Genomic DNA, 15,037 nt, shown 5'->3' on the forward strand with positions numbered 1-15,037 from the left:
AGGGGCGCCGTCCCGGCGGACAGCGCCCCCAGCCCCGTACGGGCGACGGCGGAGTACGTCAGAACTTGTTCTTCGGGGTGATCCCCAGCGACAGCCCCGAAAGGCCCCGCTGGCGCCCGCCCAGCTTCCCCGCGATCGAGCGCAGTGCCGCGCCCGCCGGGGAGTCCGGGTCGGACAGGACGACGGGCTTGCCCTCGTCGCCGCCCTCGCGCAGGCGGACGTCGATCGGGATGGAGCCGAGGACCGGGACCGACGCGCCCGTGGTGCGGGTCAGGCCGTCGGCGACCGACTGGCCGCCACCGGTGCCGAAGACGTCGACCATCTCGCCGCAGTGCGGGCAGGGCAGCCCGGACATGTTCTCGACCACGCCGACGATCTTCTGGTGGGTCTGCACGGCGATGGCGCCCGCCCGCTCCGCCACCTCGGCGGCGGCCTGCTGAGGGGTCGTCACGACCAGGATCTCGGCGTTCGGGACGAGCTGCGCGACGGAGATCGCGATGTCACCGGTGCCGGGCGGCAGGTCGAGCAGCAGGACGTCCAGGTCGCCCCAGTACACGTCCGCCAGGAACTGCTGGAGCGCGCGGTGCAGCATCGGGCCGCGCCAGACGACCGGCGCGTTGCCCGGGGTGAACATGCCGATCGAGATGACCTTCACCCCGTTGGCCGAGGGCGGCATGATCATGTTCTCGACCTGGGTGGGCCGCCCGTCGGCGCCCAGCATGCGCGGCACGGAGTGGCCGTAGATGTCGGCGTCGACGACACCGACCTTCAGGCCGTCCGCCGCCATCGACGCCGCCAGGTTCACCGTCACCGAGGACTTGCCGACGCCGCCCTTGCCGGAGGCGACCGCGTACACCCGGGTCAGACTGCCGGGCTTGGCGAAGGGCACCTCGCGCTCGGTCTGGCCGCCGCGCAGGGCGTTCGCCAGTTCCTTGCGCTGCTCGTCGCTCATCACGTCCAGCTCGACGTCGACCCGCGTGACACCCTCGACCTGGGAGACCGCGTCCGTCACGCGCTGCGTGATGGTGTCCCGCATGGGACATCCGGAGACCGTCAGGTACACGGCGACCGCGACCGCTCCGTCCGCGCCGATCTCCACCGACTTGACCATCCCCAGCTCGGTGATGGGCCGGTTGATCTCGGGGTCGTTCACCGTCGCCAGTGCTTCACGCACCGCGTCTTCCGTAGCCATAGGGTCGATGGTACGGCGCCGCCCACCCGGCGCGGAAAGCCCCGTCATCGGTCGTGTACGTCACGCCCCGCGGACCGTTCTGCCGGGAATACCCCGCGATCGGGGTGGTGGCCGTCGTGCCGCTCCTCCAGGTCCTTGATCACGTCCTGCAGTTCGGAGCGGATCCAGTCCCGCGTCGCGACCTCGCCCAGGCCGATACGCAGGGCGGCGATCTCGCGGGTCAGGTACTCGGTGTCGGCGATCGACCGCTCGTTCTGCTTGCGGTCCTGTTCCAGGTTGACCCGGTCCCGGTCGTCCTGCCGGTTCTGCGCGAGCAGGATCAGCGGGGCCGCGTAGGAGGCCTGGAGCGAGAGCATCAGCGTCAGGAAGATGAACGGGTACTCGTCGAAGCGCAGGCTGCTCGGCGCGGACACGTTCCACACCACCCAGAGGATGATGACGAAGGTCATCCAGACGATGAACCGTCCGGTGCCCAGGAAGCGGGCGACGCGCTCCGACAGCCGGCCGAAGGACTCCGGGTCCCACTCGGGCAGGAAGCGGCGCCGGGGCGGGCGCGGCTGGTCCAGACGGGCCCGGGCGCGGGAGGCCGCCGTGGCTCCCGAGGCGGCCCGCTCACGGGTCGTCGTCTCGCGCTCAGGCGCCATCGGCGCCCACCTCCCCCGTCGTCTCCTCGAGGTGGTACTCGGTCTCCCGCCAGTCGTCGGGCAGCATGTGGTCCAGTACGTCGTCCACGGTGATCGCGCCCAGCAGTGATCCGGAATCGTCGACGACCGGCGCCGCGACCATGTCGTACGTGGCGAAGAACCCGGCGACCACGGGCAGCGCGGCGTCCGGCTCCAGGGGTTGCAGGTCGTCGTCGATGATCGAGCCGACCAGCGTGTACGGGGGGTCGCGCAGCAGGCGCTGGAAGTGGACCGTGCCCAGGTACTTGCCGGTCGGGGTCTCCTCGGGCGGCCGGCAGACGTAGACCTGCGCGGCGTGCGCCGGGGACAGGTCGGGGTTGCGGATGCGGGCCAGGGCGTCCGCGACGGTCGCGTCGGGCCGCAGCACGATCGGCTCGGTCGTCATCAGACCGCCGGCCGTGTGCTCCTCGTACGCCATCAGGCGCCGCATGTCGGCCGCGTCGTCCGGCTTCATCAGGCTCAGCAGCCGCTCCTTGTCCTCCTCGGGCAGCTCGCCGAGCAGGTCGGCGGCGTCGTCGGGGTCCATGGCCTCCAGCACGTCCGCGGCGCGCTCCTCCTCGAGCTTGCCGAGGATCTCGATCTGGTCGTCCTCCGGCAGCTCCTCCAGTACGTCGGCCAGGCGGTCGTCGTCGAGGGCGGCGGCGACCTCGGCGCGGCGCTTGGCGGACAGATGGTGCAGGACGTTGGCGAGGTCGGCGGGGCGCAGCTGCTCGAAGGTGGCGAGGAGGTTCTCGGCGCCCTGCCCCTGCTCCTCCACGGAGAAACCGGTGACGCCGGAGAACTCGACGGTCAGCGTCTCGCCCTTGTTGCGGCGGAAGGCACCGCCCTTCTTCCCCTTGCGGACGAAGACCTTGTCGATCTCCCAGTCCCGGCGGGCGGGCAGTTGCTGCACCGACAGGTCCAGGACGGTGACCTCCTCGCCGGTCTCGGTGAGGGTGACCCGCCGGTCGAGCAGCTCGCCGAAGACGAGGCGTTCGGTGGGCCGCTGCTCGAAGCGCCGGACGTTGAGCACGCCGGTGGTGATGACCTGGCCGGACTCGACGCCGGTGACCCGGGTCATGGGCAGGAAGATACGGCGGCGGGTGGTGAGTTCGACGACGAGACCGAGCACGCGTGGGGGCTTGCGGGCGACGCGGAGCATGACGACCAGATCGCGTACCCGTCCGACCTGGTCGCCGGTCGGGTCGAAGACGGCGATGCCGGAGAGGTGGGAGACGAAGATCCGGGGGGCGCCCGCTGCCATGGCCGCGGCTCCTTTTCGTATGCGTGCGTCAGAGTGCGTGAGAGCTGATTCGTACGGTGTCTCTTTTCCGAATTGCCCGCTCGGACGGGCTTCAGGCTAGCCCGTCCCGAAGAGCTCCGCCCTGGTGGCCGGTCCGGACGGACTGGCTCCGTTCGCCGTCCGGGGCCCCGGTACGCTGCGGTACGCCGCTTGGACCACTGCCGGCCTCTCGTCGGCTCCTCGTCGGCTCCTCGCCAGTTCTGTGCCAACTCCCTGGCGACCACTGTCAGTCCCTGTCAGAAAGGCAGTCCCACCTGTGTCTGTGACTCCCCGGCGCCGAATCCGCAGGGCCGCTCTGATGGGCGCGGTGTGCGCCCTGGCGGTGACGGGAGCGGGGCTGACGGGATGCAGTGGCAAGGAGGATCCGGACGCGGGCACCAACGGCGTCGGGAAGCTCCCGGCCGACAAGATCCACGCCAAGACCCGCACGGTCGCCGAGTCCGCCCGGGCGGTACGCCTGCACGGGACCGTGGCCGCCGGCGGGAGCACCTACACCCTCGACATGCGGCTGAAGCCCGACGGAGGCACCGGTTCGGTCGCCGCCGAGGGGACGACGTTCGGGCTGCTGCGCGTCGGCGAGCAGCTCTTCCTCAAGGCCGACGCCGGGTTCTGGAGCCACGACGGCGGTGACGTGGCGGCTGCCGAGAAGCTGGCCGACAAGTACGTCAAGGTGCCGCAGAGCGACCCCGTGTACAAGAAGTTCAGCGGCTTCACGGACAAGGACGACCTCCTCGGCGGCGTGCTGAGCCTGCACGGCAAGGTGGAGACGGACGGCCGCCACGAGCAGGCGGGCGTGCGCACCGTCCGGATCACCGGCGGCGAGGGCTCCGGCGGCTCGCTGGACGTCTCCCTGGAGGGCACGCCGTACCCGCTGCGCCTGGTACGGGCGGGCAGTGGGGGCACGCTCAGCTTCTCGGACTGGAACAAGGACTTCGCGCTCAAGGAGCCGGCGAAGGACGACACCCTGGACTACGGCAAGCAGCTGCCGACGTCCTAGGAAGCGCTCCTGGCGTTACCGCCGCCCCTTCCGGCGCTTGAGCAGCAGGCGCGGCAGCCCCGCCGGGGCCGGATCGCGCGTCGTCGCCGGGCTCGGCAGCGGTGCCTCGGCCAGCGAACCGTCGGGCAGCGGCGCCGTGGCCCCCGTCGGCTCCAGGCGCAGCACCCGGCACTCGCGGGCCCAGCGGTCCGTCATCGCCTCGCCGTCCGGGGCGTTCAGGCGCTTGCCCTTGAGGTCGGCGACCGCGGCCTGCCAGGCCTCGGAACCGGACGGCAGCTCCACGACCCGGGCGGTCCAGGAGACCAGCCGGCCCCCCTTGTCCTTGCTGCGCACCGTCACCTCGGCCGCGGCCCCGTCGGCCAGCCCCGGCAGCGGCTGCTCGCCGGGACCGTCGCCGACGACACAGGCCGCGCCCTCATGCCAGACGTGCCACAGCGCGCGGGCGGGCACTCCCGGCCCCCGGACCCAGACGAGGCCGGACTTCTTGGTGGCCTCCTCGACGAGGGCCTGGTCGAGCAGCTCGCTTGTCATGCGGCCAGCCTAGCGACGCCGGTCGGATGCCGGTCAGAGCCAGCCGTTGCGCTTGAGGGTGCGGTGGATGCCCAGGCAGAGGCCGACCGTGATCGACAGGACCAGCGGGTAGCCGAACTTCCAGTGCGTCTCCGGCATGTAGTCGAAGTTCATGCCGTACACCCCGCACACCATCGTCGGTACGGCGATGATCGCCGCCCACGAGGTGATCTTGCGCATGTCCTCGTTCTGCGCGACGGACGCCTGGGCGAGGTTGGCCTGGAGGATGGAGTTCAGCAGCTCGTCGAAGCCGACGACCTGCTCCTGGACCCGCGCCACGTGGTCGGCGACGTCCCGGAAGTACTTCTGGATCTCCGGGTCGATCAGCCGCATCGGCCGCTCGCTGAGCAACTGCATGGGGCGCAGCAGCGGCGACACCGCCCGCTTGAACTCCAGCACCTCGCGCTTGAGTTGGTAGATCCGGCCGGCGTCCGTGCCGCGCGGCGTCCCCTTGCGGCCCGGCGAGAACACCTCCGTCTCGACCTCGTCGATGTCGTCCTGCACCGCGTCGGCGACCGCGATGTAGCCGTCGACGACGTGGTCGGCGATGGCGTGCAGCACCGCCGAGGGGCCCTTGAGCAGCAGTTCGGGGTCCGCCTGCAGCCGGTGCCGCAGCGCGCGCAGCGAGCCCTGCCCGCCGTGCCGGACGGTGATGAAGAAGTCCCGCCCGGTGAAGCACATGACCTCGCCGGTCTCGACGACCTCGCTGTTGGCGGTGAGTTCGTCGTGGTCGACGTAGTGGATGGTCTTGAAGACCGTGAACAGGGAGTCGTCGTAGCGCTCCAGCTTGGGCCGCTGGTGGGCCTGGACGGCGTCCTCCACGGCCAGCGGGTGCAGCCCGAACTCCCGGGCGATACCGGCGAATTCGTCCTCGGTGGGCTCGTGCAGGCCGATCCACACGAACCCGCCGTCGCGGCGCACCTGGCGCATCGCCCGGTGCGGGCTCAGCGGCGTCTCCGTCTCCACGCGCGTGCCGTCCCGGTAGACGGCGCAGTCGACGACGGCGGAGGCGGTCGCCGGGTCGCGGGTGGTGTCGTAGGCGCCGCTGTCCTTGCGCAGAGAGACGCGGGACGGGCGGACCGCGGCGCGCAGGTCACGGATCATCGACATGGCAGGCTCCTTCGCGACGGGCGGCGAACGGCGCCGGTGACGGGTGGCACAACCCGGAATGAGGACGTCCTGAGTACGTGGGTCCGCACGTCCACAAAGCGGGGAGCACCGCACCGTCGCGGTGGCCGGCTTCGCTGCTGATTCAGCTGCTGATACGGATCGATGCATCGATGAATCGATAAACCGACGGAAACCGACGGAGCCGACAGAAATGACGGATTCGACGAACCGATCGGCCGGATCAGGCAAAACGAGAGGAAGTGCTCTTCCGCGTGAAGGTGCGCGGGTGATGGGAGGCGGCAGGGGCGAGAAGCCGGAGCAGCCGCATCAGCGGCCGGAAGAGCGGGTGGTACTGCACGGTCGACTTCGGTCCATGCCAGCCCCACCTCCTCCGGCCGGTCCCTCGTGAGGGACGATCCATTCCCTCTGTTTGGAGGGCCTCCCCGTAGGGGAGTCTTCAAGGCGTCGGGGTCTTGATCGCGATGCTTCTGCATGCTGCCCCGAAACCGCTGGCCCAGAGTACCAGTCACCCAACGTGTCAAGGCGCCGCTTTGCCACTTCCCGACGAGTTCTATGCTCGCCGCATGGCTGATGTTCTTCCTCTGGTCGAAGCCCGGTTGCGCAGCGCGCTGGGCGAGCCGGACGCGCGCGCGGCGGTCACCTTCCTCGGCACCGACCGTATCGAGGTGCTGCGCTTCCCCGCCGGCGGCCAGCAGGGCGACATCGTCCGCTACGCCACCCTGGGCATGGCGGCGCAGCCCATGGCGGACCCCACGGCCGTGCTCGCCGACCCCGTCGAGGGCCCTCGTGCCGAGCTGGTCCTCTCCGTCCGGGCCGGTCTCGCCGACACCGACAAGGTGCTCCGTCCGCTCGCTGTGCTGGCCGCGTCCCCGCAGGTCGAGGGCGTGGTCGTGGCGCCCGGTGCCTCCCTGGACGTGGGCGAGGCACTGTGGCCCGGGGCGCCGTTCACGTCGGTCCTGGTGGCCGAGCCGGGCGGCCTGGTCGAGGACCTGGAGCTGGACGCCCCGCTGGATCCCGTACGGTTCCTGCCGCTGCTGCCGATGACGGCGAACGAGGCCGCCTGGAAGCGGGTGCACGGCGCGGAGGCCCTTCAGGAGCGCTGGCTGACGCACGGGACGGACCTGCGCGATCCGGCGCGCAGATCCGTGCCGCTGGAGTGACGGGACTCACCGGAATCAGGGGTACGTCCGTCGGTGGGGCCGTCGGTTGGGCGGTCAACGGGGTCGGCAGTGGGCTCTCGGTCACCCCGCCCGGATGGGTGATCGTCCTTGACGTGGGGGAGTGAGGGTAGGACCGTGGGACCCTATGAGGGGCGAACCCAGTTGCCCGAAATGTGGTGGCCGGGTCAGGGCTCCCGGTCTCTTCGCCGATTCCTGGCAGTGCGACCTGCACGGCACGGTGCATCCGCTGCAACCGGCGCTCCCGCCCAGCGTCGAGGCGCTCGGTGTCGTGGTGCACCGGACGCAGGTTCCGGTGTGGATGCCGTGGCCGCTGCCGGTCGGCTGGCTGTTCACCGGTGTGACCTGCGCGGGCGACGACCGCAGCGGCGGCCGGGCGACCGCCGTGGCCTGCTCCGGACCCGGCCCCCTCGGCGGCGTCGGTGAGCTGATCCTGGTCGCCGAGGAGCTGGGGGTCGGTCTCGGGGCGCGGTACGCGGGCATCGACGCCCCGGACCCCGGGCCGTACATGAACGTCGAGAAACCGCCCCAGGCGAAGGTCCTGGCCGCCGGCCGCCCGACCCCCCTCTGGCATGTCTCCGGCGCCCCCGCCGACCGCGCCGTCTTCGCCGGGGAGGCCCTCGGCATGTGGCTGTGGGCCGTCGTGTGGCCCGAGCGCTCGGGCCTGCTGATGTACGAGGAACTGGTGCTGACCGACCTGCGGGACGCCGGCGCGGAGGTGGACCTGGTGCCGTGCGGGGCCCTGTCGCCGCGTTTGATCCAGCCTTGAGCGCTGCGGGGCACTGCGCTGTGCTGCGGGGCGGGGGGTGGGGGCTTGTGGCGGGGCCGGTGGGTGTCGTGGGGCTGGGGTTGTAGCGGGAGCTGGGGGTGTCGTGGGGCTGAGGTTGTAGTGGGGGCGTAGGGGGTGCGGGGGCGCTGCGGGTGTGACAGTGGCGGGGGGAGTTCCGGTTATCCTTGAGCGTCCCCCTCCGTCCCGTCACCGCTTGGAGTCAGCGTCGTGCGTATCGATCTGCACACCCACTCCACCGCGTCCGACGGCACGGACACCCCGGCCCAGCTGGTGCGCAAGGCCGCCACGGCCGGGCTGGACGTCGTCGCGCTGACCGACCACGACACCACCCGCGGACATGCCGAGGCCGTCGCCGCGCTGCCCGAGGGGCTCACCCTCGTCACCGGCGCCGAACTCTCCTGCCGCCTCGACGGCGTCAGCATGCACATGCTGGCCTACCTCTTCGACCCCGAGGAGCCCGCCCTGCTCGCCGAGCGCGAGCTGGTCCGGGACGACCGGGTGCCGCGGGCCCGGGCCATGGTCGCCAAGCTCAACGCGCTCGACGTCCCCGTCACCTGGGAGCAGGTCGAGCGGATCGCCGGTGACGGCTCGGTCGGGCGGCCGCACGTGGCCTCCGCGCTCGTGGAACTCGGCGTCGTGCCCACCGTGGGCGACGCCTTCACCCAGGACTGGCTGGCCGACGGCGGCCGGGCCTTCGTGGAGAAGCACGAGACCGACCCCTTCGAAGCGCTCCGGCTGATCAAGGGCGCGGGCGGAGTCGCCGTGTTCGCGCACCCGGCCGCCGTCAAGCGGGGCCGTACGGTGCCCGAGACCGCGATCGCGGAGCTGGCCGACGCCGGGCTCGACGGCATCGAGGTCGACCACATGGACCACGACGCGGAGGCGCGGGCACGACTGCGCGGGACGGCGAGGGAACTGGGGCTCCTGGTGACCGGCTCCAGCGACTACCACGGCAGCCGGAAGACCTGCGTACTCGGCGAGTACACGACGGACCCCGAGGTGTACGGGGAGATCACGCGGCGGGCGTTCGGGGCGTTCCCCGTGCCGGGGGCCGGCGGGATCTGAGTCCCGTCCCCGCGCACGCCCACCACCTTCCCCCTCTCCCGCAAGGCCAGTAACTCACCCATGTTCGACGTCGCCGTCTTCGGCTCTCTCTTCCTGACCCTTTTTGTCATCATGGATCCCCCCGGGATCACCCCGATCTTCCTCGCGCTGACCTCCGGCCGGCCCGCCAAGGTGCAGAAGCGGATGGCCTTCCAGGCCGTCTGTGTCGCCGGTGGTGTGATCACGGTGTTCGGGCTGCTCGGGCACCAGATCCTGGACTACCTGCACGTGTCCGTGCCCGCGCTGATGATCGCGGGCGGGCTGCTGCTCCTGCTGATCGCGCTCGACCTGCTCACCGGCAAGACCGACGAGCCGAAGCAGACCAAGGACGTCAACGTCGCGCTCGTACCGCTGGGCATGCCGCTGCTCGCCGGGCCCGGGGCGATCGTGTCGGTCATCCTGGCCGTGCAGAAGGCCGACAGCGCGACCACACAGCTGTCGGTGTGGGCGGCGATCCTCGCGATCCACGTGGTGCTGTGGCTGGTGATGCGGTACTCGCTGCTGATCATCCGCGTCATCAAGGACGGCGGCGTGGTCCTGGTGACCCGCCTCGCCGGCATGATGCTCTCCGCGATCGCCGTGCAGCAGATCATCAACGGTGTCACCCAGGTGATCCAGGGCGCGTGAGCGTCGGCCGGCTCCGGGTACGCACAGGGCCCCCGCACGGTGTTCCGTGCGGGGGCCCTGGATGTGTGTGCAGATGATCTGCGGAGCTTCCGCGCTACAAGGCCGAGGTGTCGGCGGGGCGGATCCACAGGCGCTGCCCGATGGCGGCGGCCTGCTGAACGATGCGGTTCACGGAGGCAGCGTCCACAACGGTCGTGTCGACGGGGGTTCCGTCGACGTCGTCGAGTCGCATGACTTCAAAGCGCATGGCCTCTCCCTTGATCTGGTCATCCTCCTGAGGAGAACTACTGGTGTGGCTCCTGGGTCGTCGGTGCCCGGGCTTCCGTAGGAGTCAACGGGCTGCATGCTGCAAACATTCCCTACGCTAAGGAAATTTTTCGGACTGCTAATTACTGACTGGTAAGCCGCCTGATCCCGGGGTCGACGCGCACGCGATGAGTGTGCGACGAGTGTCCGCCACAAGACTGACCGGGACCGGTTGTGTTCGCAGCGTGACCGCCGGGACAATGGAGCCGATGAACGACGACCTCACGTCCCTGGACGCCCGTATCGATCGCACCAACGAGCTGCTGCAGCGCATGCTCGCCGAGGTGGCCAAGACACCCTCCACCCACGCGATCTTCGTGGACGCCGGGTACCTCTACGCGGCGGCGGGACGTCTGGTGGCCGGGACCGAGGACCGCCGGGCCTTCGACCTGGACGCCGAGGGGCTGATCGAGGCGCTCATCGACAAGGCGCGCACCATCTTCGCGGACAGCCGCCTGCTGCGCGTCTACTGGTACGACGGTGCCCGGCGCCGCATCCACACCGCCGAACAGCAGTCCATCGCCGAACTGCCCGACGTCAAGGTCCGCCTGGGCAACCTCAACGCCAACAACCAGCAGAAGGGCGTCGACTCACTGATCCGCTCCGACCTGGAATCCCTCGCCCGCCACCGTGCCATCAGCGACGCGGCCCTGCTCGGCGGCGACGAGGACCTGGTGTCGGCGGTCGAGGCCGCCCAGGGGTACGGGGCCCGCGTCCACCTGTGGGGCATCGAAGCCCCCGAGGGCCGCAACCAGGCCGACCCGCTGCTCTGGGAGGTCGACAGTCAGCGCACCTTCGACCTGGACTTCTTCAAGCCGTACGTCTCCCGGCGCACGGCCCACGCCTTCGACACGATGGGCGTGACCAGGCCGCCCCGCGAGGACGTCCGTTTCGTCGGCGCCCAGATCGCCGCGAAGTGGCTGGCGGCGCGGGGCCGCGAGTCGCTGGTCGAACTGCTCCCTGGCCACCCCTACCTCCCCGGCTCGGTGGACCAGGACCTGCTGGTGGAGGCCGAGGGGCTGCTGCAGTACTCGCTGCGTGGCCAGGCCGACCTGCGCCGGGCACTGCGGGACGGCTTCTGGGAGCACTTGCAGGCGCAGTACTAGCCGGGGCGCGCGAGGCCGCTGGTGAGGGTGCCCCGGCCGTCGGTCAGGGGGTGCGCGGCCGTCGCCGTGCATGAAGGTCGTCCCAGAAGTCGGCGAGGGCGCGCGCGGTCGGCAGCGGCTGGTCGGTGTTGGGAGAGTGCTCGGCCCCCTCGATCACGGTCCGGCGGGCTTCCAGCCGTACGGCCATCTCGTCCAGGAGGGGTACGGGCCACGTGTCGTCGTAGGCGCCCGACAGCACGTGGAACGGCAGTGGTACGGCGGCGAGCTCGGCGACGCGGTCCGGCTCGGTACACAACTGGCGCCCCGTGGCGAGGAGTTGCGCGGACCGGGTGCCAAGCCAGCGGTTGCGCAGCCGTTCCGGGTCGTCCGGGCCGCGGCCGGGTGCCGGGGCGCCGACCTCCTCGGGCGGTCCCATGGCCTGGATCACGCCCCAGACCTCGGCCATCGTCATGGTGTCGAGCGCGTCCCGGAGCAGCTTCACGCGCTGCTGCTGGGAGACGGAGATCCGCGCCGGGCCCGAGGACATGAGCGTGAGGGATACGAAGGGGGCGTGGTCGAGCAGGACGGCGGCACGGGCGATCTGACCACCGAGGGAGTGCCCGACGAGATGCACGCGGGTCCCGAGGGCGGCAACCTGCGCGAGCACGTCCCGGGCCAGCTCGGTCTGCGCGTAACCGGCTTCGTCGTGCTCGGGCCCGTCGGACTCGTACTGACCCCGCCCGTCCACGGCGACCGTACGGTACCCACGTGCCCCGAGCGGCTCGTGCAGCAGCGTGAAGTCCTCCTTGCTCCCCGTGAACCCGGGCAGCATCAGCACCGTCCCCTTCACCCCGAGCCCACCGGCCACGGGCGAATCGACGACGGCGAACTCACCCCGCGCGGTACGCAGCCGGTACGCGCGGGCGTCGGGAGGCGGGGTGAAGGCGGCGTTACTGCTCACGGGCAGAGGCTATCGGGCGGTGCGGTGAGCGGCCCGGGGAGGCCGGGGAAACCGGGGATGGGGACGCCGCCGGCCCGGTCCCGCATGGGTGCGGGACCGGGCCGACGGTCGGGTGAGCGGCGTGGATCAGCTTTCGCCGGCCTCCGCGGACCGCGTGGCTGCCGTGGCCGCCTTGCGGGTGCGGCGCGCCTTCGGCTTCGCCTCGGCCGTGTCGGTGGCCTCGGCGGGTGCCTCGACCGCGGTTTCCGTCTTCGCGGCGACCTTACGGGTCCGGCGCCGCGGTGCGGCCTCCGTCTCCTTCGAGGCCTGGGCCGGGATGCCGGCGGTGGCTTCGACGGGCTCGGTGGCCTCGGCGGCTGCGGCCTTGCGGGTGCGTCGGCGCGGCTTGGTCTCCGTGCCTTCGGCGGTGCCTTCGGCGGTGTCGACGGCGGTTTCGGCCTTGGTGGCGGCCTTCTTGCGGGTGCGCCGGGGCTTGGCCTCGGTGGCCTCCGCTGCCTGGACGGCCGTCTCGGCCGTCTCGGTCGGCTCCACCGGCTCGGCGGCCGTGGCCTTGCGGGTGCGTCGGCGCGGCTTGGCCTCTGCGGCCTCGGCCGTGTCGACGGCGGCTTCCGCCTTCGCGGCGGCCGTCTTCCGGGTGCGGCGCGGCTTCGCCTCGACCGCTTCCGGCTCCTTCGAGGCCTGGGCCGGGATGCCGGCGGTGGCCTCGGTGGCCTCGACGGGCTCGGCGGCTGCGGCCTTGCGGGTGCGTCGGCGCGGCTTGGTCTCCGTGCCTTCGGCGGTGCCTTCGGCGGTGTCGACGGCGGTTTCGGCCTTGGTGGCGGCCTTCTTGCGGGTGCGCCGGGGCTTGGCCTCGGTGGCCTCCGCTGCCTGGACGGCCGTCTCGGCCGTCTCGGTCGGCTCCGCGGGCTCGACGGCTGCGGCCTTGCGGGTGCGGCGGGGCTTCGCCTCAGGAGTGTCCGCGGTATCCGCGGTGTCCGTCGTGGTCGACGTCGTCGCGGCCTTCTTGCGGGTGCGGCGCGGCTTCGTCTCCGTCGCCTCGGACGCGGGCTCGGTCGCTCCCTCGGCCGTGTCGACCGCCGTCTCGGCGGCCGGAGCCGCCTTACGGGTGCGTCGGCGCGGCTTCTCCACAGGGGCCTCGGCCACCGGTGCCTCGGCGGTCACCGGGGTCTCGACGGCCACCGGCTCGGCCACCACGGCCGTCTCCACGGCGGTCTCCACCGGAGTGGCCGACGCCTCGGCCGCCTTGCGGGTGCGGCGGCGACGCGACTTCGCAGGGGCCTCCGCGGTCTCCGTGACCTCGGCAGCCTCCGCGACCTCGGACGCGGCGAGCGCGGTGTCCGCCGCCTGCTCCGCGGAGGTGTCCGTCGCCGCGGCCGTCACCGGTCGGCGCGACGGCTCCCCGCTGCGCGTACGGCGTCGGCGGCGCAGCGTGCGAGGACCCTTGGCGGCGTCCGTGTCCATGTCGGCGGCGCTGTCCGCAGGGCCGGTCACGGCCTCGGGAGCGGTGGTCACCGAGACGTCCGCGTCCACCGGTGCTCCGCCGCGCATCCGGCGACGGCGACGCGGCGTCGTACGGGACGAACGCTCGCGGTCGGCGGAACGGGACTCGTCCCGGCCACCACGGCCACCACGGCCGTCCCGGTCGCCACGGCCGTCCCGGTCGCCACGGGCGCGGCCGCCACGGCCACCCGGCTCGCCCAGGTCCTCCAGCTCCTCCGCGTCGAGCCCGGCGCGCGTGCGCTCCGAGCGCGGCAGGACACCCTTGGTGCCCGCGGGGATGCCGAGGTCGCTGTACAGGTGGGGAGAGGTGGAGTACGTCTCCGGCGGGTCGCTGAAGCCCAGGTCCAGCGCCTTGTTGATGAGCTGCCAGCGCGGGATGTCGTCCCAGTCGACCAGCGTGATCGCCGTACCCTTGGCGCCCGCGCGGCCGGTGCGGCCGATGCGGTGCAGGTACGTCTTCTCCTCTTCCGGCGACTGGTAGTTGATGACGTGCGTCACGCCTTCGACGTCGATGCCGCGGGCGGCGACGTCGGTGCAGACGAGCACGTCCACCTTGCCGTTGCGGAAGGCGCGCAGGGCCTGCTCGCGGGCGCCCTGGCCGAGGTCGCCGTGGACCGCGCCGGAGGCGAAGCCGCGCTGCTTGAGCTGGTCGGCCAGGTCGGCCGCGGTGCGCTTGGTGCGGCAGAAGACCATGACCAGTCCCCGGCCGTCGGCCTGCAGTATGCGCGACACCATCTCGGGCTTGTCCATGTTGTGCGCGCGGTAGATGAACTGCTTCGTGTTCGCGACCGTCGCGCCCGCGTCGTCCGGCGAGGTGGCGCTGATGTGCGTGGGCTGCGACATGTAACGGCGGGCCAGCCCGATGACCGCGCCCGGCATGGTGGCCGAGAACAGCATGGTCTGGCGCCTGGCCGGGAGCATGTTGATGATCTTCTCGACGTCGGGCAGGAAGCCCAGGTCGAGCATCTCGTCGGCCTCGTCGAGGACCAGGCTCTTGATGTGCTTCAGGCTCAGCTTCTTCTGGCCCGCCAGGTCCAGCAGGCGGCCCGGGGTGCCGACGATCACGTCGACGCCCTTCTTCAGGGCCTCCACCTGGGGCTCGTAGGCCCGGCCGCCGTAGATCGCCAGGACGCGCACGTTGCGGACCTTGCCGGCGGTCAGGAGGTCGTTGGTGACCTGCTGGCACAGCTCGCGCGTCGGGACGACGACGAGGGCCTGCGGGGCGTCGGTCAGGGCCTCGGGAGCGGCGCGGCCCGCCTCGACGTCGGCGGGGACGGTGACGCGCTCGAGGAGCGGGAGGCCGAAGCCCAGCGTCTTGCCGGTGCCGGTCTTGGCCTGGCCGATGACGTCCGTGCCCGACAGGGCCACGGGGAGTGTCATCTCCTGGATGGGGAAGGGAGTGATGATGCCGACGGCCTCAAGGGCTTCGGCGGTCTCGGGGAGGATCCCGAGGGATCGAAACGTCGTAGTCAGGGTGCTGCCTCTTCTGTGTACGTGGTGCGAGGCGAGCGCGCGGGTCGTGCCGGACCGTGTCGGGGACGTCGGCTGCCTTACGGAATGAGCCGTAGGACACGGGACCTCTGTCGACGCTCCAGCGCTCGTACCACTGAGGGTCCCCCTCCGGATTCCGT

General features: G+C 71.6%; 14 protein-coding genes. 6 read left to right on the top strand and 8 right to left on the bottom strand.

All coding sequences use genetic code 11. From position 1 onward, the window contains the following. Positions 1-58 precede the first annotated feature (58 nt). Genes ACH4NX_RS12080 through ACH4NX_RS12090 form a run of 3 tightly spaced genes read right to left on the bottom strand, consistent with a single transcriptional unit; the run spans position 59 to position 3,118 of the window. Positions 59-1,192: an Mrp/NBP35 family ATP-binding protein gene (locus ACH4NX_RS12080; protein WP_351390687.1), complete on the bottom strand. Its 1,134-nt coding sequence runs from the start codon at positions 1,190-1,192 to the stop codon at positions 59-61. 44 nt (positions 1,193-1,236) lie between these two features. Beyond that, complete coding sequence (locus tag ACH4NX_RS12085) at positions 1,237-1,836, bottom strand: DUF1003 domain-containing protein (protein ID WP_351390684.1); 600 nt, start codon at positions 1,834-1,836, stop codon at positions 1,237-1,239. Then, positions 1,826-3,118 carry a magnesium transporter MgtE N-terminal domain-containing protein gene (locus ACH4NX_RS12090; protein ID WP_351390682.1) on the bottom strand — a complete coding sequence of 431 codons (1,293 nt, stop codon included), beginning with the start codon at positions 3,116-3,118 and terminating at the stop codon, positions 1,826-1,828. Before ACH4NX_RS12090 ends, ACH4NX_RS12085 begins: the two co-directional genes overlap by 11 nt. 295 nt (positions 3,119-3,413) lie before the next feature. On the opposite strand from ACH4NX_RS12090, the gene ACH4NX_RS12095 reads away from it, so the two are divergent. After that, positions 3,414-4,154, top strand: coding sequence for a hypothetical protein (locus ACH4NX_RS12095; protein WP_351390679.1), 741 nt, complete (start codon positions 3,414-3,416; stop codon positions 4,152-4,154). 15 nt (positions 4,155-4,169) lie between these two features. Here ACH4NX_RS12095 and ACH4NX_RS12100 read toward each other — a convergent pair whose 3' ends face one another. Beyond that, positions 4,170-4,685, bottom strand: a complete 516-nt coding sequence (locus ACH4NX_RS12100) for a hypothetical protein (RefSeq protein WP_398127842.1) — start codon at positions 4,683-4,685, stop codon at positions 4,170-4,172. Positions 4,686-4,718: 33 nt separating this feature from the next. Further along, entirely contained in the window at positions 4,719-5,834 is a 1,116-nt protein-coding gene (locus ACH4NX_RS12105) for a magnesium and cobalt transport protein CorA (protein WP_351390673.1), read from the bottom strand. 584 nt (positions 5,835-6,418) lie between these two features. On the opposite strand from ACH4NX_RS12105, the gene ACH4NX_RS12110 reads away from it, so the two are divergent. The 4 genes from ACH4NX_RS12110 (at position 6,419) to ACH4NX_RS12125 (ending at position 9,554) form a co-directional block, all read left to right on the top strand. Continuing rightward, positions 6,419-7,015 (top strand): suppressor of fused domain protein, encoded by a 597-nt coding sequence (locus ACH4NX_RS12110; RefSeq protein ID WP_351390670.1) that lies wholly within the window; start codon positions 6,419-6,421, stop codon positions 7,013-7,015. Between the two features lie 145 nt (positions 7,016-7,160). Continuing rightward, complete coding sequence (locus ACH4NX_RS12115) at positions 7,161-7,802, top strand: DUF6758 family protein (protein ID WP_351390667.1); 642 nt, start codon at positions 7,161-7,163, stop codon at positions 7,800-7,802. Positions 7,803-8,030: 228 nt separating this feature from the next. Next, the gene (locus ACH4NX_RS12120) at positions 8,031-8,888 is read left to right on the top strand and encodes a PHP domain-containing protein (protein WP_398127841.1); all 858 of its coding nucleotides are present in this window, start codon (positions 8,031-8,033) and stop codon (positions 8,886-8,888) included. 60 nt (positions 8,889-8,948) lie between these two features. After that, on the top strand, positions 8,949-9,554 hold the full coding sequence (locus ACH4NX_RS12125; RefSeq protein ID WP_279559916.1) for a MarC family protein: 606 nt from the start codon (positions 8,949-8,951) through the stop codon (positions 9,552-9,554). Positions 9,555-9,648: 94 nt separating this feature from the next. Here the strand turns inward: ACH4NX_RS12125 and ACH4NX_RS12130 are convergent, their stop codons facing one another. Beyond that, the gene (locus ACH4NX_RS12130; protein WP_007444413.1) at positions 9,649-9,801 is read right to left on the bottom strand and encodes a hypothetical protein; all 153 of its coding nucleotides are present in this window, start codon (positions 9,799-9,801) and stop codon (positions 9,649-9,651) included. Positions 9,802-10,060: 259 nt separating this feature from the next. On the opposite strand from ACH4NX_RS12130, the gene ACH4NX_RS12135 reads away from it, so the two are divergent. Then, the gene (locus tag ACH4NX_RS12135) at positions 10,061-10,966 is read left to right on the top strand and encodes an NYN domain-containing protein (RefSeq protein WP_351390726.1); all 906 of its coding nucleotides are present in this window, start codon (positions 10,061-10,063) and stop codon (positions 10,964-10,966) included. A 43-nt stretch (positions 10,967-11,009) separates the two neighbouring features. Here the strand turns inward: ACH4NX_RS12135 and ACH4NX_RS12140 are convergent, their stop codons facing one another. Both ACH4NX_RS12140 and ACH4NX_RS12145 read right to left on the bottom strand, forming a co-directional pair. Beyond that, positions 11,010-11,906, bottom strand: a complete 897-nt coding sequence (locus ACH4NX_RS12140; protein ID WP_351390660.1) for an alpha/beta hydrolase — start codon at positions 11,904-11,906, stop codon at positions 11,010-11,012. 126 nt (positions 11,907-12,032) lie between these two features. Then, on the bottom strand, positions 12,033-14,786 hold the full coding sequence (locus tag ACH4NX_RS12145; RefSeq protein WP_398127840.1) for a DEAD/DEAH box helicase: 2,754 nt from the start codon (positions 14,784-14,786) through the stop codon (positions 12,033-12,035). Positions 14,787-15,037: the final 251 nt, after the last annotated feature.

This window comes from Streptomyces sp. NPDC017225, from assembly GCF_044331465.1.
Taxonomy (GTDB): domain Bacteria; phylum Actinomycetota; class Actinomycetes; order Streptomycetales; family Streptomycetaceae; genus Streptomyces.

Coding starts and splice junctions, on each gene's coding strand:
- ACH4NX_RS12080 (WP_351390687.1), bottom strand. CDS start 1,192: ATGGCTACGGAAGACGCGGTGCGTGAAGCACTGGCGACGGTGAACGAC.
- ACH4NX_RS12085 (WP_351390684.1), bottom strand. CDS start 1,836: ATGGCGCCTGAGCGCGAGACGACGACCCGTGAGCGGGCCGCCTCGGGA.
- ACH4NX_RS12090 (WP_351390682.1), bottom strand. CDS start 3,118: ATGGCAGCGGGCGCCCCCCGGATCTTCGTCTCCCACCTCTCCGGCATC.
- ACH4NX_RS12100 (WP_398127842.1), bottom strand. CDS start 4,685: ATGACAAGCGAGCTGCTCGACCAGGCCCTCGTCGAGGAGGCCACCAAG.
- ACH4NX_RS12105 (WP_351390673.1), bottom strand. CDS start 5,834: ATGTCGATGATCCGTGACCTGCGCGCCGCGGTCCGCCCGTCCCGCGTC.
- ACH4NX_RS12110 (WP_351390670.1), top strand. CDS start 6,419: ATGGCTGATGTTCTTCCTCTGGTCGAAGCCCGGTTGCGCAGCGCGCTG.
- ACH4NX_RS12115 (WP_351390667.1), top strand. CDS start 7,161: ATGAGGGGCGAACCCAGTTGCCCGAAATGTGGTGGCCGGGTCAGGGCT.
- ACH4NX_RS12125 (WP_279559916.1), top strand. CDS start 8,949: ATGTTCGACGTCGCCGTCTTCGGCTCTCTCTTCCTGACCCTTTTTGTC.
- ACH4NX_RS12130 (WP_007444413.1), bottom strand. CDS start 9,801: ATGCGCTTTGAAGTCATGCGACTCGACGACGTCGACGGAACCCCCGTC.
- ACH4NX_RS12135 (WP_351390726.1), top strand. CDS start 10,061: ATGGAGCCGATGAACGACGACCTCACGTCCCTGGACGCCCGTATCGAT.
- ACH4NX_RS12145 (WP_398127840.1), bottom strand. CDS start 14,786: ATGACACTCCCCGTGGCCCTGTCGGGCACGGACGTCATCGGCCAGGCC.